21 protein-coding genes, 1 other RNA gene and 1 pseudogene are annotated in these 23,674 nt (G+C 57.7%); 15 read left to right on the top strand and 8 right to left on the bottom strand.

Annotated features, from left to right (window positions below):
- Positions 1-82: 82 nt before the first annotated feature.
- The 7 genes from J3D54_RS04485 (at position 83) to ssrA (ending at position 7,282) form a co-directional block, all read left to right on the top strand.
- Positions 83-907, top strand: a complete 825-nt coding sequence (locus tag J3D54_RS04485) for a (Fe-S)-binding protein (protein ID WP_018929467.1) — start codon at positions 83-85, stop codon at positions 905-907.
- Complete coding sequence (locus J3D54_RS04490; RefSeq protein ID WP_253416855.1) at positions 904-2,358, top strand: LutB/LldF family L-lactate oxidation iron-sulfur protein; 1,455 nt, start codon at positions 904-906, stop codon at positions 2,356-2,358. Before J3D54_RS04485 ends, J3D54_RS04490 begins: the two co-directional genes overlap by 4 nt.
- Complete coding sequence (locus tag J3D54_RS04495; RefSeq protein WP_018929465.1) at positions 2,358-3,029, top strand: lactate utilization protein; 672 nt, start codon at positions 2,358-2,360, stop codon at positions 3,027-3,029. Before J3D54_RS04490 ends, J3D54_RS04495 begins: the two co-directional genes overlap by 1 nt.
- On the top strand, positions 3,026-5,836 hold the full coding sequence (locus tag J3D54_RS04500) for an FAD-binding and (Fe-S)-binding domain-containing protein (protein ID WP_253416856.1): 2,811 nt from the start codon (positions 3,026-3,028) through the stop codon (positions 5,834-5,836). Before J3D54_RS04495 ends, J3D54_RS04500 begins: the two co-directional genes overlap by 4 nt.
- 128 nt (positions 5,837-5,964) lie before the next feature.
- Complete coding sequence (locus J3D54_RS04505) at positions 5,965-6,237, top strand: hypothetical protein (protein WP_253416857.1); 273 nt, start codon at positions 5,965-5,967, stop codon at positions 6,235-6,237.
- A gap of 278 nt (positions 6,238-6,515) precedes the next feature.
- Positions 6,516-6,791 (top strand): hypothetical protein, encoded by a 276-nt coding sequence (locus tag J3D54_RS04510; RefSeq protein WP_253416858.1) that lies wholly within the window; start codon positions 6,516-6,518, stop codon positions 6,789-6,791.
- Between the two features lie 97 nt (positions 6,792-6,888).
- Positions 6,889-7,282, top strand: a transfer-messenger RNA (tmRNA) gene (ssrA, locus tag J3D54_RS04515).
- Positions 7,283-7,442: 160 nt separating this feature from the next.
- Here the strand turns inward: ssrA and J3D54_RS04520 are convergent.
- The 3 genes from J3D54_RS04520 to J3D54_RS04530 are packed head-to-tail and all read right to left on the bottom strand — an operon-like array spanning position 7,443 to position 11,544.
- Positions 7,443-8,783, bottom strand: a complete 1,341-nt coding sequence (locus J3D54_RS04520; RefSeq protein WP_253416859.1) for an MFS transporter — start codon at positions 8,781-8,783, stop codon at positions 7,443-7,445.
- Positions 8,784-8,824: 41 nt separating this feature from the next.
- Positions 8,825-10,366, bottom strand: a complete 1,542-nt coding sequence (locus J3D54_RS04525; protein WP_253416860.1) for a class I adenylate-forming enzyme family protein — start codon at positions 10,364-10,366, stop codon at positions 8,825-8,827.
- A 2-nt stretch (positions 10,367-10,368) separates the two neighbouring features.
- On the bottom strand, positions 10,369-11,544 hold the full coding sequence (locus tag J3D54_RS04530) for an acetyl-CoA acetyltransferase (protein WP_253416861.1): 1,176 nt from the start codon (positions 11,542-11,544) through the stop codon (positions 10,369-10,371).
- Between the two features lie 152 nt (positions 11,545-11,696).
- Between J3D54_RS04530 and J3D54_RS04535 the strand changes: the two genes are divergently transcribed.
- From J3D54_RS04535 to J3D54_RS04560, 6 genes and pseudogenes are all read left to right on the top strand, one after another.
- Complete coding sequence (locus J3D54_RS04535; RefSeq protein WP_253416862.1) at positions 11,697-12,269, top strand: LuxR C-terminal-related transcriptional regulator; 573 nt, start codon at positions 11,697-11,699, stop codon at positions 12,267-12,269.
- A gap of 217 nt (positions 12,270-12,486) precedes the next feature.
- Positions 12,487-12,856, top strand: a pseudogene (locus tag J3D54_RS04540) (DUF6124 family protein).
- Positions 12,857-12,891: 35 nt separating this feature from the next.
- Positions 12,892-13,149: a hypothetical protein gene (locus J3D54_RS04545; protein ID WP_253416863.1), complete on the top strand. Its 258-nt coding sequence runs from the start codon at positions 12,892-12,894 to the stop codon at positions 13,147-13,149.
- Positions 13,150-13,469: 320 nt separating this feature from the next.
- Entirely contained in the window at positions 13,470-14,624 is a 1,155-nt protein-coding gene (locus J3D54_RS04550; RefSeq protein WP_253416864.1) for a Fic family protein, read from the top strand.
- A gap of 268 nt (positions 14,625-14,892) precedes the next feature.
- On the top strand, positions 14,893-15,933 hold the full coding sequence (locus J3D54_RS04555) for a DMT family transporter (RefSeq protein ID WP_253426496.1): 1,041 nt from the start codon (positions 14,893-14,895) through the stop codon (positions 15,931-15,933).
- 239 nt (positions 15,934-16,172) lie between these two features.
- Complete coding sequence (locus tag J3D54_RS04560; protein WP_253416865.1) at positions 16,173-16,541, top strand: DUF6124 family protein; 369 nt, start codon at positions 16,173-16,175, stop codon at positions 16,539-16,541.
- Between the two features lie 356 nt (positions 16,542-16,897).
- Here the strand turns inward: J3D54_RS04560 and J3D54_RS04565 are convergent, their stop codons facing one another.
- Complete coding sequence (locus J3D54_RS04565) at positions 16,898-17,461, bottom strand: GNAT family N-acetyltransferase (RefSeq protein WP_253416866.1); 564 nt, start codon at positions 17,459-17,461, stop codon at positions 16,898-16,900.
- Between the two features lie 167 nt (positions 17,462-17,628).
- Between J3D54_RS04565 and J3D54_RS04570 the strand changes: the two genes are divergently transcribed.
- Positions 17,629-19,068 carry a glycosyltransferase family 39 protein gene (locus J3D54_RS04570; RefSeq protein ID WP_253416867.1) on the top strand — a complete coding sequence of 480 codons (1,440 nt, stop codon included), beginning with the start codon at positions 17,629-17,631 and terminating at the stop codon, positions 19,066-19,068.
- On the opposite strand, the gene J3D54_RS04575 is transcribed toward J3D54_RS04570, so the two are convergent.
- Both J3D54_RS04575 and J3D54_RS04580 read right to left on the bottom strand, forming a co-directional pair.
- Positions 19,019-19,882, bottom strand: coding sequence for a phosphatase PAP2 family protein (locus tag J3D54_RS04575; protein ID WP_253416868.1), 864 nt, complete (start codon positions 19,880-19,882; stop codon positions 19,019-19,021). The two genes, J3D54_RS04570 and J3D54_RS04575, sit on opposite strands and share 50 nt — an antisense overlap.
- A gap of 34 nt (positions 19,883-19,916) precedes the next feature.
- On the bottom strand, positions 19,917-20,588 hold the full coding sequence (locus J3D54_RS04580; protein ID WP_253416869.1) for a histidine phosphatase family protein: 672 nt from the start codon (positions 20,586-20,588) through the stop codon (positions 19,917-19,919).
- A gap of 260 nt (positions 20,589-20,848) precedes the next feature.
- Between J3D54_RS04580 and J3D54_RS04585 the strand changes: the two genes are divergently transcribed.
- A complete protein-coding gene (locus J3D54_RS04585; protein ID WP_253416870.1) occupies positions 20,849-22,768 on the top strand; it encodes a methyl-accepting chemotaxis protein in 1,920 nt (639 codons plus the stop codon).
- A 152-nt stretch (positions 22,769-22,920) separates the two neighbouring features.
- Here J3D54_RS04585 and J3D54_RS04590 read toward each other — a convergent pair whose 3' ends face one another.
- Positions 22,921-23,133 carry a plasmid stabilization protein gene (locus tag J3D54_RS04590; protein ID WP_253416871.1) on the bottom strand — a complete coding sequence of 71 codons (213 nt, stop codon included), beginning with the start codon at positions 23,131-23,133 and terminating at the stop codon, positions 22,921-22,923.
- 67 nt (positions 23,134-23,200) lie between these two features.
- Positions 23,201-23,569, bottom strand: a complete 369-nt coding sequence (locus J3D54_RS04595; RefSeq protein WP_253416872.1) for a glyoxalase superfamily protein — start codon at positions 23,567-23,569, stop codon at positions 23,201-23,203.
- Positions 23,570-23,674: the final 105 nt, after the last annotated feature.

Raw genomic sequence — 23,674 nt, forward strand, 5'->3', positions numbered from 1 at the left:
CTGCAAGGCTGCTGAAAGCTTCTCTCTCTATATTCAGCAGCCTCAGCGGACGGATAACCGGGACCACCCGGAGACACGCCTGATGAGCGAGCTTTTTTACAACGCTGTGCCGAACGCGACCCGCGTCGCCCCGCCACTGCCCGAACCTCGGCAATACCCCAGCGAGAAACCGTCACGGGTGTACCTGTTCGGGACCTGCGTGGTGGATCTGTTCTACCCCGAAGCCGGGATGGACGCGATCCACCTGCTGGAACGCGAGGGTATTCGTGTCGAATACCCGCAAGGGCAAAGCTGCTGCGGGCAACCGGCCTATACCTCGGGTTACACCGAACAGGCCCGGACCGTGGCGCGCTCACAACTGGCGTTGTTTGCCGGGGACTATCCGGTGGTGGTGCCGTCGGGTTCTTGCGCGGGCATGTTGCGCGAACACTATGCCGACCTGTTCAAGGATGAGCCGCAAACGCTGAAACAGGTTCAGGCCCTCGCGGCACGAACTTACGAACTCGCCGAGTTCCTGTTGTTTGTCTGCAAGGTGCAGCTCAAGGACAGCGGTGAACCGGTGAAAGTGGCGCTGCACACGTCGTGCTCGGCACGCCGTGAAATGAACACCCACCTGCATGGCCGCGAGTTGTTGGCGCAACTGAGCAATGTGGAGCGAGTCGACCACAGCCACGAAAGTGAATGCTGTGGCTTTGGTGGGACTTTCAGCGTCCGTATGCCGGACATTTCCGGTGCGATGGTGGCTGACAAGACCCGTGCGTTGAAGGAATCCGGCGCGCACAAGGTACTCAGTGCCGACTGCGGTTGCCTGATGAACATCAACGGCTCGCTGGAGAAACAACAGGAAGCGTTGCGCGGTCAGCATCTGGCCAGCTTCCTTTGGCAGCGTACCGGAGGTGCCCGATGAGCAGCTCCACGATTATTCCTACGGTTGCCGTAGAAGAAGATTTTCGCAGCCGGGCTCACAAGGCTTTGGCTGACACGCAATTGCGAAACAACTTTCGCAGCGCGATGGATTCACTGATGAGCAAACGGGCAGCGTCTTTCAGCGATGCCCATGAAAGAGAACATTTGCGAGCGCTGGGCAATGCAGTCCGCGCCCGTGCATTATCCAAGTTGCCCGACCTGCTCGAGCAGCTTGAACAGAACCTGACCCGCAACGGTGTGACAGTGCACTGGGCGGAAACGGTGGACGAAGCCAATGGCATCGTCTTATCGATCATCCGCGCTCACGAGGGGCGGCAAGTGATCAAGGGCAAATCGATGGTCAGCGAAGAGATGGAGATGAACCATGTCCTCGAAGCTCAAGGCATTGAATGCCTTGAGTCGGACATGGGGGAATACATCGTCCAGCTCGACCACGAGAAGCCTTCACACATCATTATGCCGGCGATCCACAAGAATGCCGGTCAGGTCGCGTCCTTGTTCCACGACAAACTTGGCGTGGAGTACACCAAGGACGTTGACCAACTCATTCAGATCGGTCGCAAAGTCTTGCGGCAGAAATTCTTTGAAGCCGACATCGGCGTCTCCGGCGTCAACTTCGCCGTGGCCGAAACCGGCACCTTGCTGCTGGTGGAAAACGAAGGCAATGGACGGATGACCACCACGGTGCCGCCGGTGCACATTGCTGTCACTGGCATCGAAAAAGTCGTGGAAAACCTGCGCGACGTGGTGCCGCTCTTATCACTACTGACCCGCTCGGCCCTCGGCCAGCCGATCACCACCTACGTCAACATGATCTCCGGCCCGCGCAAGGAACATGAACTCGACGGCCCGCAGGAAGTGCATCTGGTGCTGCTGGACAACGGTCGCAGCCAGGCGTTTGCCGACAGCGAATTACGCCAGACCCTGAACTGCATCCGCTGCGGCGCCTGTATGAATCATTGCCCGGTCTACACCCGAATCGGCGGCCATGCCTACGGCGAGGTTTACCCAGGGCCTATCGGAAAAATCATCACCCCGCACATGGTCGGCCTGGCGAAAGTCCCCGACCACCCAAGTGCGTCTTCGTTATGCGGTGCCTGCGGTGAAGTCTGCCCGGTAAAAATTCCGATCCCTGCATTGCTGCGTCGCCTGCGGGAAGAAAACGTCAAAGCGCCGGACAGCCCGCATCAAGTGATGCGCGGTCAAGGCAGCAAGTATTCGCGCAAAGAACGGTTTATCTGGAACGCCTGGGCCAAGCTCAACAGCTCACCAGCGCTATATCGCCTGTTCGGCTTCTTCGCCACTCGCCTGCGAGCGCTGACGCCGAGCAACATCGGCCCATGGACCCAGAACCACAGCGCACCGAAACCCGCGGCCCGCTCACTGCATGACATGGCCCGCGAGCATCTGGCCAAACAGGGGGACCGTTGATGAGCGCCAAACAAAATATCCTCGCCAAGTTGCGCAACAGTCTGACAGGCACCACGCCGGTGGCTGACAACTTCGATGTCGAACTGGTGACCGAGCCCTACACCTACACGCCGGAACAACGCATCTCGCAACTGCGCAAACTGATGGAGGCGGTGCACACCGAGATTCATCTGACGTCCAGAGAGGGGTGGCCCGAATTGCTCGCGCAACTGCTGCGGGATCGCCAACTACCGAGCCTGCTGATTGCGCCGACGACACCTCACGGGCAACGCATCACCGAGCATTGGGCGAAAAATCCTGGCCTGCCAGCGCTCAAGGCCTACAACCGTCCGGTCGAGGAATGGAAAGCCGAGTTGTTCAACGACACCCCGGCCAGCCTGACCACCACCCTCGGCGCGATCGCCGCAACCGGTAGCCTGATTCTCTGGCCGACGCGGGAAGAACCGCGCTTGATGAGCCTGGTGCCGCCGGTGCATTTTGCCCTGCTCAAGGCCAGTGAAATCCGCGACAACTTCTATCAGGTGCAACAGGAATTCGAATGGGCCCAAGGCATGCCGACCAACGCCTTGCTGGTGTCCGGCCCCTCGAAGACTGCCGATATCGAGCAAGTGCTGGCCTACGGCGCCCACGGCCCGAAAGACCTGGTGGTGCTGATCCTGGAGGACCAATGAGTCTACCGGCGGCTTTCCTGCGCGATGCGCAGCAACTGATTCCTGAAGCACGACGTTTCGACGACCCGCTGTCGACCCTGGCCTTCGGCACCGACGCCAGTTTCTACCGGCTGATTCCGAAACTGGTGATTCGCGTCGAATCCGAAGATGAAGTGGTGGCGCTGCTCAAACTGGCGCAGCGGGACCACGTCCCGGTGACCTTCCGCGCCGCCGGCACCAGCCTGTCCGGCCAGGCCATCAGCGATTCGGTGCTGATTGTGCTGGGGGATAACTGGAACGGTCGAGAGATCCGTGGCCAGGGTACGCAAATCCGTCTGCAACCGGGCGTGATCGGCGCCCAGGCTAACGCCTGGCTGGCACCGTTCGGACGCAAGATCGGTCCGGATCCGGCGTCGATCAACGCCTGCAAAATCGGCGGCATCGTCGCCAACAATGCCAGCGGTATGTGCTGCGGCACGGCGCAAAATACCTATCACACCCTGGCCGGGATTCGTCTGGTGCTGGCCGATGGCAGCCGTCTCGATACCGAAGACGCCGCCAGTGTGGCCGCGTTCCGGGAGAGCCACGCCGAACTGCTTGAACGTCTGGCGACGCTGGGCCGCGAGACCCGCGCCAATGCTGAACTGGCTGCGAAAATTCGCCACAAATACCGTCTGAAAAATACCACTGGGCTGTCACTCAACGCCCTGGTGGATTTCGACGAGCCTGTGGATATCTTGAGCCACTTGCTGGTGGGTTCCGAAGGCACGCTCGGGTTCATCAGCGCGGTGACCTACGACACGGTAATCGACCACCCGAACAAGGCATCGGCGCTGATCGTATTCCCGGATGTGGAAACCTGCTGCAACGCCGTCACCGTCCTGAAAAGCCAACCGGTGTCGGCCGTGGAACTGCTGGACCGTCGCAGCCTGCGCTCAGTGCAGGACAAGCCCGGCATGCCGGATTTCGTACAACAACTGTCGGCTAATGCCTGCGTCCTGCTGATCGAATCCCGCGCCGCATCGATCACTTTGCTGCGGGAACAACTGGCGCAAATCATGGCGTCACTGAGCGGCTTCCCGGTGGAGAAACAAGTCGACTTCACCGAAGACCCGGTGGAAAACGCCCGGCTCTGGGCGATCCGCAAGGACACCTTCCCCGCCGTCGGCGCGGTGCGCAAAACCGGCACCACGGTGATCATCGAAGACGTGACCTTCCCCGTGGAACAACTGGCCATCGGCGTGAACCGCTTGATCGAGCTGTTCGACAAACATCACTACGACGAAGCGATCCTTTTCGGACACGCCCTGGAAGGCAATCTGCACTTCGTCTTCACCCAAGGCTTCAATAGCGCGGAAGAAGTCGCACGCTACCAGGCGTTCATGGACGACGTGGCGCAATTGGTGGCCGTGGAGTTCGGCGGTTCGCTGAAGGCCGAACACGGCACCGGCCGCAACATGGCGCCCTTCGTCGAACTGGAATGGGGCAGCGACGCCTACCAGTTGATGTGGCAGCTCAAACGCCTGCTCGACCCCAACGGCATTCTCAACCCGGACGTGGTGCTCAGCGCCGACCCACAGATCCACCTCAAGCATCTGAAACCGCTGCCGGCCGCCGACGAGATTGTGGATAAGTGCATCGAGTGCGGTTTCTGCGAACCGGTATGCCCGTCGAAAAGCCTGACGTTGAGCCCACGCCAGCGCATCGTGATCTGGCGCGACATCCAGGCGAAGAAACGCGCCGGCATAGACACCGCCGAACTGGAACAGGCCTACGAATACCAGGGCATCGATACATGCGCCGCCACGGGCCTGTGTGCACAACGTTGCCCTGTAGGCATCAACACCGGCGAGCTGGTGAAAAAACTCCGAGGCCGTAACGCGACCCATACGAAAACCGCCAACTGGATTGAAGGCAATTTCGCCACTGCGTTACAAGGCGCGCGCTTCACCCTGCACGTGGCCAACGGTGCGCGGATGCTGCTGGGGGCGCCACGTTTGGCGAAGCTATCGGCAAGGTTGACGCGCTTATCCAAGGGTCAGGTCCCACAATGGACCAACGCCATGCCACAGCCGGAAAAGGCCATTCGCTTCAGCCCAAACGTGTCGGACGAACGCCCTCGGGTGGTGTATCTCGCGGCCTGTGTGTCGCGGGTCATGGGCCCGGCAGCGAGTGATAAAGAGCAAATGTCGCTGTACGACAAAACCCGGGGTCTGCTGGAAAAGGCCGGCTATCAGGTCGTCTCTCCAGACAATCAGGACAACCTCTGCTGCGGCCAGCCATTCGCCTCCAAGGGCTACGCCGAACAGGCCGAACACAAACGCCAGGAACTGATCGGCGCGCTACTGCACGCCAGCCGCGGCGGGCTCGACCCGATCTACTGCGACACCAGCCCCTGCACCTTGCGGCTGGTTCAGGACCTGGGCGACGTGCGACTGGACCTGTACGACCCGGTGCGTTTCATTCGTACGCATTTGATGGACCGACTGGACTTTACCCCGCAGGAAGCACCGATCGCAGTGCACGTCACGTGCAGCACTCAGCATCTTGGCGAGAGCCAGGCGCTGATCGATCTGGCGCGCAAGTGCAGTAAAAACGTGGTCATTCCGGAAGGCATTCACTGCTGCGGTTTTGCCGGGGACAAGGGCTTTACCACGCCGGAATTGAACGCGCATTCGTTACGCACGCTGAAGGACGCGGTACAGCAATGCAGCGAAGGGATTTCCACCAGCCGCACCTGTGAGATCGGTCTGACGCAACACGGTGGAATTGACTACCACGGGTTGGTCTATCTGGTGGATCGGGTCACTCAGCCCAGGGCGACCTGAAGAAAAATAGAACCCTGACGTACTGCCACAGTCCACTGATCAAGTCCCGCAGCGCGGGACTTTCCCTCAAATTGGCAGCCCGTCCTGATGGCCAGCGATGCCTGGACCCTCAGTTCAAGGAGACACCCATGAAACGCTCTGTACTGTTAGGTCTGTTCGTTACTGCCTCAATGCTGGCCTCCCCCTCGTTTGCCGCCGAAGACCTTTGTGCGGTCAACTTGAAAACCATCGAAAATGCCAAGACACAGACGCCTCCAGAGATGACTGATCAAGTAATGGAAAGCGTCACGAAAGCCAAAGCCGATCAGGCAAAAGGCACCAAGGAAGGGACTGATGATTGCATAGCCGAGACCGAACAAACTATCCAGCAACTCAAGAACGCGAACAAAGGCGGGAAGTAATCCAGCACAAGGCCAACCTTAGGGTTGGCCTTCAGAGCCATATAAACCCTAAACTTGCGGAGCATCGGGCAGACTCGCGAGCTCGGCAGCTGCAACAGATTGCATTTCGTCTTAACTGACTGGCATCAGGCGTTTCTTGTCCCTTTTTCACACCCGCCTCCCGGAAAAATCTTTCACCCCATCGCCAGCAAAAACAGAACCCTTGCACGCCTTCACAGTCCATTTGTTAAGCCCCAATCAGCGTGGCCCAATCCCCAACCCCGTTCCAGGAGATACCCATGAAGCGTTCCGCCCTGGCTGGACTGCTCATCACTGCAACAATGCTGGCCTCCTCCGCATACGCCTCAAACGATAGCGATCAATGCGTAATGAAGCTCCAGGAAGTCAACAGCAAGCTGTCCAGCGCTGCCACGCTGGATGCCGCCACCAAAGGTGTCGTCGTCACCAAAGCCGAACAAGCCAAGGCCGCCCACGCCTCCAACAACGACAGAGAGTGTGTTTCCCTGGCGCAGCAAGCGCTTCAGGACATTCAAAGCCACATGAATAGCCATTAGGGCCAGGCCAGATAACATGCAGGTAAGGACAGAAGGTCGACGCGCCGCGCGTATTGGCGTACACTTCGCTTACCTGCTGGTTACACATAGCAGGTTCGGGGCCGCTTTGGATTCGACGCCGGTTGCGAAACTTTAGGTGCATGCCGACTTGGTAACAGAAGTCGTAAATCCACTGTTGCAACTTCCTATAGTTGCCAATGACGAAACCTACGGGGAATACGCTCTCGCTGCGTAAGCAGCCTTAGCCCTTCCCTCCTGGTACCTTCGGGTCCAGCAATCATCAGGGGATGTCTGTAAACCCAAAGTGATTGTCATATAGAACAGAATCGCCGTGCAGTACGTTGTGGACGAAGCGGCTAAAACTTACACAACTCGCCCAAAGCACCCTGCCCGTCGGGTCGCTGAGGGTTAACTTAATAGACACGGCTACGCATGTAGTACCGACAGCGGAGTACTGGCGGACGGGGGTTCAATTCCCCCCGGCTCCACCACTTCATCATCTAAAGACGTCCACGGACGTCTTTTTTTGTGCCTGAAATCCATCAATGAAATCTGGTTCGCCCCTCTTGTGCGAGCCTATCCTCAAGCATTAACAAAGCCCGTCTTGCGCGGGCTTTGTTGCATCTGGGATTTTGTCTATCGCGTGCATGCTCAAGGCGCGGGGCCCAACGCCATGTCAGCTCGCCCAACGCCCGACACCTCGACGGGACTTGCACAGGCGACAAAATCCTCCTTGCGCAACAGTACCAACGCAATCAACGACACCACGCCCGTGCCTATGTAAAAGTACCAGGGCGACGTAATGTCTGCGGTCACCTTGATCAGCCAGGTAGAAATCAGCGGTGCGCTACCACCGAATACCGCCACCGGAATGTTGTACGCCACCGCGATACCGGTGGAGCGGATTCGGGTGGGCAACAACTCGCTCATTAATGCATAAGTCGACGAGGCATACAGGCCGAACAGGATGGCCACCGCCATCAACGGGTAGATAAACGAAGCAGGCGTCGCCGTGGGGGCCGATTTGAAGAGCCAGTACATCGCCAAGGTGGCCAGGGTGCCGACCACCAACAGAAACGGCTTACGCCCGTTTCTATCCGTGAACGCACCGCCGAATGGCATGACGACTGCGGCCGATAAGCTGGCAACGAAGACGTAGAGCAAGGTCGTGCCGCTGTCGAACTTGAGAATGCTCGACATGTAGGTCGAGACAAAGGTCAGCACCAGATAGAAGATCGAGCTGTGCAGGGTAATGATGAAGAACACCAGGGCAATCGCCCGTTTCCACTGCCAGACTTCTCGCAGAGGCGCCCTGGAGGTTTCCCCCGCGCGCTGCAATGCCAGGAACTCGGGACTGTCTTCAAGCTTCAGGCGAATGTACATCGAGATCAGGCCCAGAGGCGCCGCAATCAGAAACGGAATGCGCCAACCCCAGGCTTGCATCAGGTCGGCGCCCATGACCCAGGTCATGCCGTTGGCCACGGCACCGCCCAGTAACAGTCCGAGCACCGCCGTTACCATCAACCAGCATGTGGCGAAGCCGCGTCGCCCAGGCCCCGCGTACTCGGAGATGAAGCTGGTGATGGTGCCGATCTCGCCACCGGCCGAGAAGCCCTGTACACAGCGGATCAACACCAGAATGATCGGCGCTGCAATCCCTATCGAAGCATAGGTCGGCAGCACCCCCAGCAAGAAGGTCGAACCGGCCATCATCACCAGCACGGTGATCAGGGTTGTGCGCCGACCGATCTTGTCCGCCAGCGGACCGAAGAACAGCCCTCCCAGAGGCCGGATGAAAAAGCTCAAGGCAAAAGCCGCAAAACTGGCGAGCAGGCTGGTGGTCGGGTCATCAGAGACGAAGAACGCCTTGCCGATATAAACGGCGAGAAAACCATAGACGCCGTAGTCGTACCACTCGATCAGGTGGCCGGACGTTGCACCGATAAACGCCCGACGCCGTTGCCGGGCCGGTTTTTTCTGTTGAATGCCCACGTGAGGGACTCCTGTCTGATTTTATCCATGGGAAACACAACTCAGGGAACTGCAGTGCCGTTCGCGACCTCCTTCAACCAGAGGCGCAGCTCGGTCTTGAGGATCTTGCCGTAACTGTTCTTGGGCAGCTCCGTGCAAAATACGTACTTCTTCGGTTTTTTGAATGACGCCATGCGTTCGACGAACCATGCGTTGAGCAAAGACTCATCGAGCGATCCTGCTGCACGGGGAACGACGAACGCTACCACCCTTTCCCCCCACTGCACATCCGGCTCGCCAACCACACAGACTTCAAATACTTCCGGGTGCTGCGCCAACACTTCTTCTACTTCCCGAGGGTACACGTTGCAGCCGCCGGAAATGATCACATCCTTGGAGCGATCGGTGAGCGTCAGATAACCCGCGCGATCAAGAAAGCCGATGTCGCCGGTTAACAGCCAGCCATCCACCAAGGTCTGGCGAGTCGCCGCGTCGTTGCGCCAGTAGCCTTGCATGACGGTGGGACCACGCACGGCGATTTCCCCTGACTGGCCGGGAGGCAACGGCCGGTGCTCAGGGTCCAGAATCCTGATCTCCATGCACGAATGTGCCCGCCCCACGGAAGCTGCCAGAGACGCCCAGTCGGGACGGTTTCGATCCGCGATCAACTCACGCGACAACGCGCTGATCGTCATCGGGCTCTCCCCCTGACCATAGATCTGCACCAGCCGCGCGCCAAAGGTCTCGACCGCTTCTTGCAGATCCTTCAGGTACATCGGCGCGCCACCGTAGACAATGGTTTTGATCCCGTCGCCGCCGTAGCCTTGGCGCCGAGTCTGTTCAACCATGCGCTTGACCATGGTTGGCGCGGCGAACAACATGAGATTGCGCAGCCCGCTCGCCAGCTCGAACAGCTCGTCGGCCTTGAAACCACGGGATTCGGGGACAACATGACGAGCCCCGCAACGCACATGGATAAAGTTGTAGAGGCCGGCGCCATGGGACATCGGGGCCGCGTACACCACTGCATCATCCGGACTGACCGGATCAACGTCGAGCGGATAACACAGCGACATGGCCGTCAGGTTGCCGTGGGACAGCATCACCCCCTTGGATCGCCCGGTGGTACCGGAGGTGTAGAACAGCCAGGCAAGGTCATCGGCATCACGAGAGCAAGGATCTTCCGACGTCGCCGCATCGAACGAAGCACACACCACACTGTCCGCTTCATTCAGTTCGCGACAGCCCTGCGGCAACATCTCGGGCGAGAACACCTTGCCGCCCTCGGTGAAAATCAGACGGGCTTGCGCATCACTGGCGATCCAGCCAGCTTCAACAGGGTGCAGCTTGCAGTTGATCGGCACCGCGACCGCGCCAATCCACCAGACGCAATAGAGTATTTCGAGGTATTCGCAACTGTTCTTCATGAACAGCGCCACACGATCGCCGGGCGCAATGCCGTGCTCGCCTATGAGCTGCGCGGCACGACTACGGACATGAGCGGCAAACGTGGCGTAGTCGGCGACTTGCCGCTGCCCCTCAAATAACGCTGGACGTTCTGGCCAGCGTCGACCGGCGTCGTTCAGCCAGTTGGCAATGTTCATGCTCAAGCCCTGTGAGCCTGAAGCACCGAGGCATAATTGGCGACCGCCATGCCACCCATGTTGAACAACAGACCGAACTCGGGGTTCGGCACGGCCAGGCCGACAGGCTCGCCCGTCAACTGCCAAAAGGCCATAGCGTGCATCGATACCCCCGTGGCGCCCACAGGATGCCCCTTGGCCTTGAGCCCGCCAGACAGGTTCACCGGCAAACGCCCGCCCGCCCGCACAGTACCGTCATCCAGCGCTCGGTGCCCCTCACCTTTGGGGGCCAGGCCCATGGCTTCGTAGATCAGCAGTTCGGCAATGGTGAAACAGTCATGGACCTCGGCAAAACTCAGATCGCCCAAGGTGACATTAGCCCCGCGCAAAGCCGAATGGATCGCACGCCGTGGGCCTTCAAACGCGATGATGTCACGCTGGGCAATCGGCAGGAAATCGTTGACTTGAGCCACCGAGCGAATCAGCACCTCACGACGAAACTGCCTGGCTCGCCTGGACGAGGCCAGCACAATGGCGGCAGCCCCATCGCTGATCAGCGAACAGTCGGTCAGACGCAGCGCCTGCGCCACATACGGATTGGTTTTGGACACATTGTTGCAATGTTCGAAATCCATGACCCGGTGCATCTGCGCCAAGGGGTTGGCCATGGCGTTGGAGTGGTTTTTGGTGGCGATGGCGGCCATCGATGCCATCGGGCACTGGTGGCGGTCACGGTACTGTTGCGCAGCCAGGCCGAACAACTGCGGAAAACTGAGCCCGGCCTCTTGGGCGTCGTTCTGATAACCGGCACCGGCCAGGGCCTTGGTGACCTCGGCTGTAGAGTTGGAAGTCATCTTCTCGGCGCCCACGATCAACACCAGCTCAGCAGAGCCTGAGCGGATCGCATTGATCCCCGCGTGAATCGCCGCCGAGCCCGAGGCGCAGGCGTTTTCACAGCGAGTGGCAGGCTTGAAGCGCAAGCCTGCGTCGGCTTGCAGCATCAATGAAGCGGGAAAACCATCCGCAACCATCCCCGAATTGAAATGCCCGAGGAACAGGGCGTCGACTTCTGAGGCGTCGATGGCGGCATCCGCCAGGGCTTCGCGGGTAACCTGCACGATAAGGTCTTCCAGCGTAGAACCGTCCAGACGACCAAAACGGGAGTGAGCGGCAGCGACGATGGAAACGGAATGGGGCATGGTGATTTTCTTCTGTGCTTGAATCAGGTATTCATTACAATGACCTACCGTCCGGATCACTCGCTAGTTCGTACAACTACGTACTCGCATAAGTAACTGCACTGACCCACGGTATCGTTAGCAAGGAATTGTAAGTCGAGGCAGGATGCCCAATGACCGTCTTCGCAAAGCAACTCAAAGACCTTGAACGTCTGGCGTTCCAGGTGTCACCCGCCCCGCAGCTCATCACCGGCAACCGCGTGATGCTCGACTGCAACGAGGCATTTCTGGAGCTGTTCGGTTACGCTCGCGAGGAGCTTCTGGGTCATCTGACCCTGCTGATCTACCCCTCCCAGGCGGACTACAAGGCCATTGGCAACCGCTGCCAGAACTGGTTGCTCAACAGCCAGAGCGGCTCCTACTCCGATGAACGCTTCATGCAACATAAAAGCGGCGAGGTGTTCTGGGCCAGGTCCCACGGCTATACCCTGACTCTGGACGATCCGTTCAAACTGATGGTCTGGCACTTCGAACGCCTGGACCGACCGCACCACGCGACGGTAAACCTCACGCCCCGCGAACGAGAAATCTCGATGCACATCGTCAATGGACTGACCTGCAAGGAAGTGGCAAAAAAACTGGCGATTTCCCACAGAACCGTGGAAGTCCATCGCGCACGCCTGATGAAAAAGCTACAGGCCAAGAACAGCGCGGAGCTGGTTTCGAAGATTATTGTTGTGAGTTGACGGGCAAGTAATAGAGAGAAGTTCTTTCAAATACGCTTCTCAGTTTTTCTGAAGAAAAACTAACCATGTCCTAGGAAATTCCCCTCAAGTTGTGACGAACTCCATGAACTGGCGTAGTAACGATCCGAGAAGATAACCTTCCGTCTTCGCTGCAACCCAGTGGACGGTTTTGACAGGCCGAAAAGCGTAGGGATCCCTAACCTTTCGGAGTTCCCTCATGAAAAAGACCAACCCACTCGAAAACCCAACCCTTTCAGAGTCGGAAACCCTCGACCTGACCCAACTCTCCCAAGCCACCCAACGCGCCGTCAGCGCCCGCTTGTGCAACCCGAAACAGCCCGATCCCGTGAGCCATGTGTTCACCATCCTCCCCGACGTCGCCCCCCCCCACCCTGCTCGGTCACACCAGCGAAACCCTGGCCTCCTTGAACGTCATGACCACCGACCTGGCCGACCAGCTCGAAGGCTCACATCGCAACGTGGCCTTGGCGATGCAGCAATTGGCGGTGCTGGCCGAGATGTTGATCAATCGAGCGCTGGATAATCTCGACTCGCCCGTGTCGGCCGTCACGCCCGCCCGCCACTGAGTGATCGCGTTCGTTGATTGAATGGAGGTTTTGTCATGGATCGATACATGCCGATCACCGGCATCGACTGCACCATCGCGTCGCTGCTGATCGACACCGAAGCGCCGCTGGATGTGCTGCATGAAACGGCGGCTTACCGCATCCGCACGGCGACTCAATTGCTGGAGAGCTTCGCTGTAAGTGAAGGCGTGCACAGTGAGCTGGCGCGGGTGTTGGTGACTTCGTTGCGCGATGGTTGCGATTTGCTGGATGTGATTGGGCGAAGGTTACAGATGCAGGCTTCGGCGTTATAACGAACCCTGCATAGGAAATCGTTGCAGCTCAACACAAAAAGGCACCTGACGAAAATATCGCAGGTGCTTTTTTGGATTTGAGCGGGTAGAGATGTTCTGAACGCTTGAGCGTCGGAGGTCAGGGAAGTGAAACCGCTCAAGAATCGCTGAAACCCCGCCAACCAGCGAGATATCTCACTTAATTTTTCGCCCGTTTTCACTTAGCGCACAGCCGAATTTAAGATAATGTTTAGCGCATGCTAAGCGCAGACCTTTAATTACGGGCGTTTCCATGGATTCCTTCAAGATAATTTTTCGGCCGCTTTGAGATATTTTTCCATATGCCTACGTTTATCCATCACGACCTTGAGCTTCTCAATCCATCCTTCGACTCTGATCTAGTTGATGTCCTGAGCGAGCTAGAACACCTAAGGCGTCTGAGGCTTGAGGGCGACACACCTCCGCAGGTGTTCTATCAGCTCAAATCGCTTTTTCACACTCTTGAAAGCCTTGGCTCTGCTCGTATCGAGGGCAATCATACGACCCTGGCTGATTACATAGAGAGCAAGGTGGAAGGCACGGCGCAAGATACAGATCAATTGCGCGAAGTGGCCAACATTGAAAAAGCAATGGATTACATCGAGCAGGTCATGGTGCTCGGCGTCCCTCTGACAGAGCAGACGATCAGAGAGTTGCACGCAATGACCGTAAATGATCTGCAGAGAGAGGGTGACAAAACGCCCGGAGCTTACCGCGGTGGAGCCGTTCGCATATCCCAATCTGAGCACCTGCCTCCCGATTTCATCCAGGTCCAAGCTTATATGCAGGAACTGGTAGAGTTCGTGAATCGCGAAGACTCTCCAAAATATGACCTCATGAAGGTTGCACTGGCACATCACAGATTTGGATGGATACACCCCTTTGGTAATGGCAACGGTCGGGTGGTAAGGCTGCTCACCTATGCTCTCCTAATGAAATACGGTTTCAACGTGAGCACAGGAGGAAGGGTATTGAATCCTACAGCCGTGTTTTGCAACGACCGTGAACGATATTACTCAATGCTTGCTACCGCCGACAAAGGTACAAAGGAAGGCTTGGAGGAGTGGTGTACATATGTGCTTGAAGGCATTCGCGACGAGCTAGAAAAGGTAGATCGCCTTACTAAATACTCCTATCTCACCAAGTACATTCTCGTTCCTGCCGTCACCTTCGCAAGAGAGAGAGAGTGGATCACCGAGACAGAAGAGTCGGTGTTGTCGATTGCAATAAAATCGAAAGTCGTGAAGTCGGCCGATGTGGCAGCCGTACTTCCCAATCAGTCGAGCAATCAAAGAACGTATCTGATCAAAAAGCTTGTCGATCAAGGAATGCTCCTTCCACTTAATCCTGGAGCCAGACAGTACACAATTGGGTTTTCAAACAATTACCTGATCCGAGGCGTAATCAAATCTCTGAGAGAACAGGGTTTCATACCCGAACCTCTGGAGAATCCTTAGTTTTTCGCATCTCTTGCCCGTGAGATGAGCGTAAAAGCAAGAAAGGCTAGTGCTTATCAGGGGTAAAATTCGAGCCTTCAAAGGAACAAAGCAAGAGGCCATAAGCTGTGGAAACTGCCGCTGCCAAGATCTCGCGGATTTGCGCCCCCGTGTGCTTAGTATTACTCACAGCCCCCGCCAGTTTTTCAGCGCATCTGCAGCGATTCAATGCGCTATCCACGCGTGACGGGTATCGTGTTTCTCAACCATGCCTTTTGCTACGGAACAGATGATGAAAAGCGTTTTATACGCCTTGGGCGCTGCAGCCCTCTTTGGTGCCAGCACACCGCTTGCCAAGGTCCTGGGGCTGAACGTTTCACCCGTCTTGCTCGCCGGTTTGCTTTACCTGGGAAGTGGCTTGGGTCTCACGGTCACCCGGCTGATCCGTGATCGCGGTTGGCAGCCTGTCGGTTTAACACTATCCGAATGGCCATGGCTCATTGGCGCTATCGCGTTCGGAGGCGTTCTGGGGCCGGTGTCTCTAATGTTCGGCCTTACTCTCACGTCAGCTACCACTGCTTCGCTGTTGCTGAACCTTGAGGCGGTGTTAACCGCCCTGCTTGCCTGGATGGTGTTCAAGGAGAACGCCGACCGGCGGATCGTCGCTGGAATGATCGCAATCGTTGCCGGTGGCGTGCTCTTGGGTTGGCCTCAAACTTCCGCACAGATCCATGGTTGGATTGGCCCGGTCGCGGTGGCGATTGCCTGTTTTTGTTGGGCCATCGATAACAACCTTACCCAGAAGGTTTCCGCATCGGATGCATTGTTCATCGCAGGCATCAAAGGATTGGTCGCCGGGGTCGTCAACTGCGGGTTAGGGATTGCTCTTGGCATGCATCTCCCTGAATGGTCTCTACTGGGGCCAACGCTACTCGTCGGCTTTTTAGGCTACGGCGTTAGCCTGGTGTTATTCGTTTTGGCTTTGCGGGGGCTTGGAACAGCCCGCACAGGTGCGTACTTCTCGACTGCACCATTCTTGGGGGCCGCTATTTCCATCCTGTTGTTAGGCGAAGCCGTGACGTGGGTGTTCTGGGTGGCTGCTGGCCTGATGGGGCTTGGCGTCTGGATACACCTGACCGAGAGCCACTCTCACGAACACCAACACGATCCGCAAACACATGACCATCCGCATATTCACGATGAACACCATCAACATGAACATGCCTTTGAGTGGGACGGCACTGAACCTCATAGCCATTTACACGACCACGCGCCCATCCAACACAGTCATCCGCACTTTCCCGATATCCATCACAGGCACAAACACTGAGCGAGACTGCGACGGAGGAGTATTCGGCCCGGCGGTTGCTCAGGACCAAACGCAGTGAACAAGGTTTTCTGACAGATTAGGACCACGTCATCCCGGGAATTTTCCTGCAATCCGTAGCGACTTCCATGAACTGGCGAACAACATTTCTGGAAGATAGTCTTCCTCCTTCGCTGCGACCCTGCGGATGGTTTTAATAAGCCGAAATTACGTAAGGATCCCTAAACCAATGGAACGCCCTTATGAAAAAGATCACCCGAATCCCATTGAAAAATCCGGCCACTTCACAGCCTGAAACCCTCGACCCAACCCAACGTCCCAAAACCACTGAACACGCCGTCAGCGCCCGCCGGCGCAACCTGAACAGGAACATCTTCAACGTCCGCCCCGACGTCGACATGCCCACCCTGCTCGCTCATGCCAGCGAAACCCTGGCGTCCCTCAACGTCATGACCCTGGACTTTGCCAACCGACTCGAAGGCCCGCAGCGCAATGTGGCACTGGCGCTTCAGCAGTTGACGATGCTGACCGAGCTTTTGGTCAACCGAGCGAAGGATAACCTTGATCCGAACGCGTCGGTGGCCGTGGGCGAGCCTCCCGTTCTTCACTGAGTGATCCCGCTCGTTGATCGAATGGAGCCTTTACCGCCCCCCCAACACAAAAAGGCACCTGACGAGAATATCGCAGGTGCCTTTTTGGGCTTTGAATGGGTAGAGATGTTCTGTATGCGTGACAATTGAAGCTGCATGTTACTTATACGAGACAACGCAGTTTCATTTCATACCTTTGGTGAAGCTACGAGCGACTGAAGCCATCCATCCACATAAATTTTTCTTCACCCCACCGCCTCTCTCCAACCTGTACATTCCCCTCGCTCATTCAAGAAACTACGGTTTGCCCGCCCTCCCGCGGGCTTTTTTTTGTCTGCGATTTGGTTAGCGGTCAGTTCAAGTGACCGCTCCCACCATCATTTCAACCGATACAAATACGTATCCTGCGCCTCATGCGGTTGCAAACAAGGCCTCTGATAGCACCGTCTGATCAAGCCAAACCCGGCCGCTTCGGCCAGCCGCTGGCTCGCCACATTGGCCGAGGCGATGGTCAGGTAAAACGTGAAACCGGGCATGTTTTTGATCAACGCTTCAAGTGCCGTGCGCATATAACCTTTGCCCGAATACTCGGTATTGACCCAATAGCCAACGACATACCGGTTGCGACGGTGGGGCTTCAAGCCAATGCAGCCGATGATCGCGTGCGCGGCATCGTCGACGATAAACAACCGCCGCTCACCGGTTTCGCTTTTGAATTCCTCGACCGCCCGTGCGAGGAACGATCGGGCCTCGTCCTCGGTGGTATAGGGTTTGGCCCAAGGCAGAAATTCGCAATGGGCGGTAAAACTGTCGTTCAGCGCATGTTGCAACGCTTTACACCATTCGGGGTCGGCGGGGCTCAATCTCAATGTGTGAGTGCCGACCGTCAGCGCAAGCTCCATTGCATCACACTTAAATTCAAACTCCATGACGCCAGACAATATCAGCGCCGGGAAGGACGCTGCTACTGTAGTGTGAATTTACGCAATGGCCCCCGTTCGTGCTGCCCCGACGTCGTCCGTGACCTCTCAATGGCCGTTCATGTTTCGTTAAGCATTCAACTCGTATTCTGGGGGTTCCCGGTCCTCTGCTTGGTAGCCAGAAACTCATGTCACGTTCCGCTTCTTCACTGTTTCTGCTCGCCGCTCTGCTGTTTTTCTTCGCGCTAAGCAATCACCAATTACAAGGTTCCACGGAGGCCCGGGTCGCCGGAATTGCCATGGAGATGCACCTGGATAACGACTGGGTGACCCCGCATTTGTTCGGCGAGCCATTTCTTGAGAAACCGCCCTTGAGCTTGTGGCTCGACGCCGGGGCGATTCGCGCATTCGGCGGTACGCCGTGGGCGGTGCGGCTGGCGTCGGCGTTTGCCGGGCTGTTCAGCGTGATGCTGCTGTACGCGATGCTGCGGCGATTCGACCGGCCCAAGGTTATTGCCTGGACGGCGGGGATTTTGCTGGCGACCATGGCCAGTTACTGGAGTAACACGCGCAGCGTCGGCGAAGACGCGTTGCTGGCCTTCGGCGTGAGCATGGCGCTGCTGGCGTTTTTTCAGGGGACACGGCTCTCGACTGTCGGCAATGCCCTGCTGTTTGCGTCAGGGATCGCCATCGCGACCTTGAGCAAAGGCGTGCTGGGGCTGGCGATGCCGGGGGTGGTGATCTTCACGTATCTGCTGGTCGAAACCTTGATGGAGAAACGCCTGAAGCCCTCGGACTGGCTGCGCCCCGGCCTGTTGACGCTGCTGGGGTTGGTGCCGCTGATGGTCTGGCTCGCAGTGCTGTATCAGCGCGGTGGCGCGCATGCCGTGGGGGAAGTGTTGCTGACCAATAGCGTCGGGCGCTTCAGTGGCTCCTTCGTCGAAGCCGGGCATTACGAACCGTTCTACTACTACCTGGCCAAGCTGCCGGAGGCCTTCGCGCCCTGGAACATTCTGGTGTACCTGGGGCTGTGGCACTTTCGCAAAAGCCTGATGGCCAATCGTTACCTGTTGTTCTTCACGGTGTGGCTGCTGGCGCAGTTTGTCATGCTGACCCTGGCGTCGAGCAAACGCACGGTGTACCTGATGTCCATGACGCCGGCGGCGGCGGTGATTGCCGCGGAATATGCGCGCGTACTGTTTGAACGACTTCAAGCCTACTCCGGTGCGTCGACCTTGCCGGGGTTGATTGTCCGGCATCGTCGCGGTTTAGGCATTGGCGTACTGGCGGTGGTGATCGGCAGCTACCTCGCTGCCGCACAATGGCTACTGCCTCACGCTGATCGCACACTATCCTTCCTGCCGCTGACCGAGCAAATTCAGGCATTCCAGGCCAGCGGACAGCAGGTTGCGTTGTTTCAGGCCAACGAGCGGGTGGGCGGCGCCAGCGTGTTCTACACCCGGCGCGTACTCAAAGGCCTGGATACCGAGGCGCAACTGCATGAGTTTCTGAGCGCCTCACCGGCCAACGTGGCGCTCATGTCCGGCTCAAATGTACCCGCTGCCCCCTTGAAGGTGATCAAGACAATGAAGGTGGGGCGTCAGGCGTACTACTTTGTAACCCTTTAGACGGCTCAGCGACGGGTAGCGCAGCCTTTTGCAGCAACGGCAGCTCCAGCCGCGCCCGTCCATAGAACGCCAATGCCGTCAGCAAACACGTCAGCCACACGAAGATCCCGGCCCAAAAGGTGTGGGACATGTAGTGCCAGCCTTGCAAAACCCGTGTCGTGCCATAGACGAAACCGAGCAGCAGCGAGCCGTACATCACCGCTTTAGCGTACCGCCAGCGGTAGCGGCGAGCCACGAAGTACAGCGCGAGCATGGTGAAGCCGCCCGACGCATGGCCACCCGGCCAGCAGCGACCGTCACCGGCTTCTTTCAGCAGGTCAAAATTCTGGTACCACTCCTTATGCTCGATTTTCCCGGCGTACTGAGTGGTTTCAACCGGGCAATACACACTGGTGTGGCTTTTGAGGTAGTGGATAACGCCGGTGCTGATGGAAAACGCGAACACCACGTAGAGGAAATCCCGACGGTGTTTACTGGCGAACCGAAGCACGGGCGCGACTTTGATTTTTTCCAGGAAGGCGATGATCTTCGAATGTTTTTCAGCCTTCAGTCGCGGCCAGAGAAATGACAGCAAGGCACCGATGATCGCGACCTCACCGGTCCAGTTCGGGATGATTCGCGCCCATTTATGGGTGATCTGCTCGAACAGACGGACATGGTCCAACGGAAACAGCCGGGTAGCCGGGTCATAAAAAAGATCGCTGAAAGCGATGTCGATTTTGGTCATGTCAAACATCAGGAACACCGCGACCGCGCAGGCCAGCGGAATACCAAAGTTCACCCAGTAAAAGCGGTAACGGGAAGAAGTCAGCATCGTACGTCCAGATCCAGAGGGATGATGAAGAAGCTCATTCAGTGGTCACCGAATGCCAGTCAGAGGCTTCGATGGAACCGAGCATGCGGGGCGCCAGAGGTTTTTCAGCGGAGATAAACAGAGAGGCGCCGTAGCCTAGAGTAACAGTTGGCAGCTTGAGGTCTTTTTCAAGTTGCGCCATGCACTCGCTGTGGGTCACCAGAATCAGGTTACGCCCGGCCACCTTGTGCGCCAGGGCATCGCGCAACATGCTGCCTCTGCAGTTGATCAACCAGTCTTCACCGACGCCGACCTTGTTGAACATATAACTGGCGGTCTGTGCCGCACGGATGATCGGACTGTTGTAGATATCGGTCTTGTTCAGGCCCAGATGTTCAAACTGTGCCCCGACACTCGCCGCCACGCTGCGCGAGCGGTCAGTAATGCCATCGTTGCCGATCAGACAGGCGGCGGTGGAGTGATCGCAACGCTCGACATGGCGTACCAACACGATCATGTCGCCCTTGGCCCAGCCGGAAAGCAATGCCCGGGCGCCCTCGACATTGCCATGGGCCAGATCGGGTACAGCCGCAGGCCGTAACAGCCACACGGTCAGCGGAATCACCAGCAGCAGCGAGGCCACGATGACCCCGGCGTTTCGATAACGGGCCAAACGGCTCAGATCGATCGAGCGTTTTATCCCGAACAGACTCAGTCTCAATTCCACGTTTAGCCGCCTCGCCGGCATGCACCACAATCATACAAAACCGAGAGAGTAGAGAGTCTCGCGTCGGCAGCCGGTGAAACTCATGTGAAAAAAAGCTTAAGACCTGCCTAAAAATCTTGTTACAGAATCCATCCGACAAAATCCTTTCAGCTCCCGGGATTGCGGCCGATACATACCTGCTACACACCTTGCTGGCTCCCAAAAACAAAAATCTTCCAGCCAACCGACGATCTAAAGCGCAACGTTCCTGGAGGAATTTGATGAATAGCTGGTTCGGCAACATCAGCGTGAACCTCAAACTGGGCCTGGGATTCGGCCTGGTGCTGGCACTGACCTGCATCCTCGCCCTGACCGGCTGGACCAGCCTGGGCGGGTTGATTGACCGCAGCAACTGGATGAGCGACATCACTCAGCTCAATGCCGGCCTGACCAAGCTGCGCGTGGTTCGCCTGCAATACATGCTGACCAACGGCGACGAAACCGCCGCACAGAATGTGCAAACCACCCTGGACAGCTTTGTGGCTCAGCAAACAGCGCTGTTGGGCAGCTTCAAAAATCCTGAAAACGTCAAAATGCTCAAGGACCAGGCCGCGACCATCGCTGCTTATCAGACGTCGCTGAACAAAATGCGCAGCGCCTACCGCACCGGCAACAGCGCCCGCGACGCCATGGGCGCCAACGCCGAAACCGCCGGCAAGCTGATCGATGCAATCAACATCCGCGTACAGCAAATGCCCCTGAGCGATCAGCATTTCGAACAGTTCCTGGCCATCACCGCCGCCAAGGAAGCGTTCATTCTTGCCCGCTATGAAGTGCGCGGCTACACCGCCAACACCAATGCCGAGACCGAGCAGAAAGCCGTTTCCCAACTGGACGCGGCCATCGCCAGCCTGAAATCACTGAACGCGCATTTTGCCGAGACCCAGCAAGACGCCCTGCGTCAGCTGGAAACCGCGCTGAGCAATTACCGCAGTGCCTTGCAAGCGTATAAAGCCGCCAACACCGATGCGGTGCAGGCGCGCAAGGAAATGACCGACCAGGGCGCCGCCATCGTGACCCTGAGCGATCAGCTGTATCAATTCCAGCTCGACCGCCGTGACGCCGAAAGCGCCCAGGCTCGCACGTTGCAACTGATCAGCACCCTGCTGGCGTTGCTGGTGGGGATCATTGCCGCCGTGATTATCACCCGTCAGATCACCGGCCCGTTGCGCGATACCCTGGCCGTGGTCGAGCGCATCGCCGGTGGTGATTTGTCCCAGGACATCAAAGTGACGCGCCGCGACGAGCTCGGCGTGTTGCAGCAAGGCATTGCGCGCATGGGCGTGACCCTGCGCGATTTGATCAGCGGCATCCGTGATGGCGTCACCCAGATCGCCAGCGCCGCCGAAGAACTGTCGGCCGTGACCGAGCAGACCAGCGCAGGTGTGAACAGCCAGAAAGCGGAAACCGATCAAGTCGCCACCGCCATGCACGAAATGACGGCCACTGTGCAGGAAGTCGCGCGCAACGCCGAAGAAGCCTCTCAGGCTGCAGCCGCCGCTGACGGTGAAGCTCGCGAAGGCGACAAAGTGGTCAACGAAGCCATCGCCCAGATCGAGCGGCTGGCCAGCGAAGTGGCGCGTTCCACTGAAGCCATGAGCGTGCTGCAACAGGAAAGCGACAAGATCGGCAGCGTCATGGACGTGATCAAGGCCGTAGCCGAACAGACCAACCTGCTGGCCCTCAACGCCGCCATCGAAGCGGCCCGTGCCGGTGAGGCCGGTCGTGGTTTTGCGGTAGTGGCTGATGAAGTTCGTGGCCTGGCCCAGCGCACGCAAAAATCCACCGAGGAAATCGAAGGCCTGGTGGCCGGCTTGCAGAACGGCACTCAACAAGTGGCGGCGGTGATGAACAACAGCCGCACCCTGACCGACAGTAGCGTATCGCTGACCCGCAAGGCCGGCGTATCACTGGAAAACATCACCCGCACGGTGTCCAACATTCAATCGATGAACCAGCAGATCGCTACCGCCGCCGAGCAACAAAGCGCCGTGGCCGAAGAGATCAGCCGCAGCATCATCAACGTGCGCGACGTGTCCGAACAGACCGCCGCCGCCAGCGACGAAACCGCTGCCTCCAGTGTTGAACTGGCGCGATTGGGCAATCAGTTACAGATGATGGTGAGTCACTTCCGGGTTTGATATTCACTTTGCGGTGAATGAAAGATCCATTCGGGCAAGCCTCGCTCCTACAGGTTACTCTCTGAACCTGTGGGAGCGGGCTTGCCCGCGAATGCTTTTGAACAGACACAAGTTATTTCGGGTTAGCCCTTGCTTCGCATTCACTGCCCACTCTAGCGATGTGGCAGATCCAACACGATCCCGCCACTAGTTTTGAATCGGTTGTTGATTCGTGTCCCCAATCCATGAGCACCATCCATCTGATCGAGAGCGCGCCTCAGAATCAAGCGAGCCTCTTCCTCCAAGGACCTGCCGTTGCTGCGCGCGTTGTTGCGCAATTGCTCATAAATCTGCGGGTCAAGATTGCCAATGGTAAGGCTGGCCATAAGCGCCCTCTGTGCTCGCTGAATTGATCGGACGACACTATCACGGGTTAAGCTTTTTCCTGCTGCCTCAAACACTAATCGTATTGGTAAAAACCAACCGATTGCCAAACGGGTCGGCCACGGTCATGTCCTGGCTACCCCATGGCATGGCCTGGATCTGTGGCCGAGCGAAAGAATATTCCTTGGCCAGCAATTGCTGCTGAAACGCCTCCAGCTCATCGGTCTCGATGCGCAGGGCTGAGCCCGGTGTCGCGTCGCCATGGTGTTCAGACAGGTGCAGCACGCATTCGCCACGGGAGATTTGCAGGTACAGCGGGAAGTTCGCTTCAAAGCGGTGTTGCCAGTCGATCTTGAACCCCAGGAACTCAACGTAGAACTCCAAAGCCTTGGTTTCATCGAAAATCCGCAGGATCGGGGTGGTTTTGCCGAAACTCATGGGGTAACTCCCTGACTGAATGAGCCCAGTGTAGCTGGGCTGGATGTCAGCGCTTCGGCTTGGCGACGGCTTTCTTTAACTGCAATGTGCCACCATGAGACGCCA

It is taken from the genome of Pseudomonas sp. GGS8, from assembly GCF_024168645.1.
Classification (GTDB): Bacteria; Pseudomonadota; Gammaproteobacteria; order Pseudomonadales; family Pseudomonadaceae; genus Aquipseudomonas.

Coding starts and splice junctions, on each gene's coding strand:
- J3D54_RS04570 (WP_253416867.1), top strand. CDS start 17,629: ATGTCACGTTCCGCTTCTTCACTGTTTCTGCTCGCCGCTCTGCTGTTT.
- J3D54_RS04500 (WP_253416856.1), top strand. CDS start 3,026: ATGAGTCTACCGGCGGCTTTCCTGCGCGATGCGCAGCAACTGATTCCT.
- J3D54_RS04590 (WP_253416871.1), bottom strand. CDS start 23,133: ATGGCCAGCCTTACCATTGGCAATCTTGACCCGCAGATTTATGAGCAA.
- J3D54_RS04545 (WP_253416863.1), top strand. CDS start 12,892: ATGGATCGATACATGCCGATCACCGGCATCGACTGCACCATCGCGTCG.
- J3D54_RS04575 (WP_253416868.1), bottom strand. CDS start 19,882: ATGCTGACTTCTTCCCGTTACCGCTTTTACTGGGTGAACTTTGGTATT.
- J3D54_RS04530 (WP_253416861.1), bottom strand. CDS start 11,544: ATGCCCCATTCCGTTTCCATCGTCGCTGCCGCTCACTCCCGTTTTGGT.
- J3D54_RS04490 (WP_253416855.1), top strand. CDS start 904: ATGAGCAGCTCCACGATTATTCCTACGGTTGCCGTAGAAGAAGATTTT.
- J3D54_RS04555 (WP_253426496.1), top strand. CDS start 14,893: ATGATGAAAAGCGTTTTATACGCCTTGGGCGCTGCAGCCCTCTTTGGT.
- J3D54_RS04595 (WP_253416872.1), bottom strand. CDS start 23,569: ATGAGTTTCGGCAAAACCACCCCGATCCTGCGGATTTTCGATGAAACC.
- J3D54_RS04560 (WP_253416865.1), top strand. CDS start 16,173: ATGAAAAAGATCACCCGAATCCCATTGAAAAATCCGGCCACTTCACAG.
- J3D54_RS04510 (WP_253416858.1), top strand. CDS start 6,516: ATGAAGCGTTCCGCCCTGGCTGGACTGCTCATCACTGCAACAATGCTG.
- J3D54_RS04505 (WP_253416857.1), top strand. CDS start 5,965: ATGAAACGCTCTGTACTGTTAGGTCTGTTCGTTACTGCCTCAATGCTG.
- J3D54_RS04585 (WP_253416870.1), top strand. CDS start 20,849: ATGAATAGCTGGTTCGGCAACATCAGCGTGAACCTCAAACTGGGCCTG.
- J3D54_RS04550 (WP_253416864.1), top strand. CDS start 13,470: ATGCCTACGTTTATCCATCACGACCTTGAGCTTCTCAATCCATCCTTC.
- J3D54_RS04525 (WP_253416860.1), bottom strand. CDS start 10,366: ATGAACATTGCCAACTGGCTGAACGACGCCGGTCGACGCTGGCCAGAA.
- J3D54_RS04535 (WP_253416862.1), top strand. CDS start 11,697: ATGACCGTCTTCGCAAAGCAACTCAAAGACCTTGAACGTCTGGCGTTC.
- J3D54_RS04485 (WP_018929467.1), top strand. CDS start 83: ATGAGCGAGCTTTTTTACAACGCTGTGCCGAACGCGACCCGCGTCGCC.
- J3D54_RS04495 (WP_018929465.1), top strand. CDS start 2,358: ATGAGCGCCAAACAAAATATCCTCGCCAAGTTGCGCAACAGTCTGACA.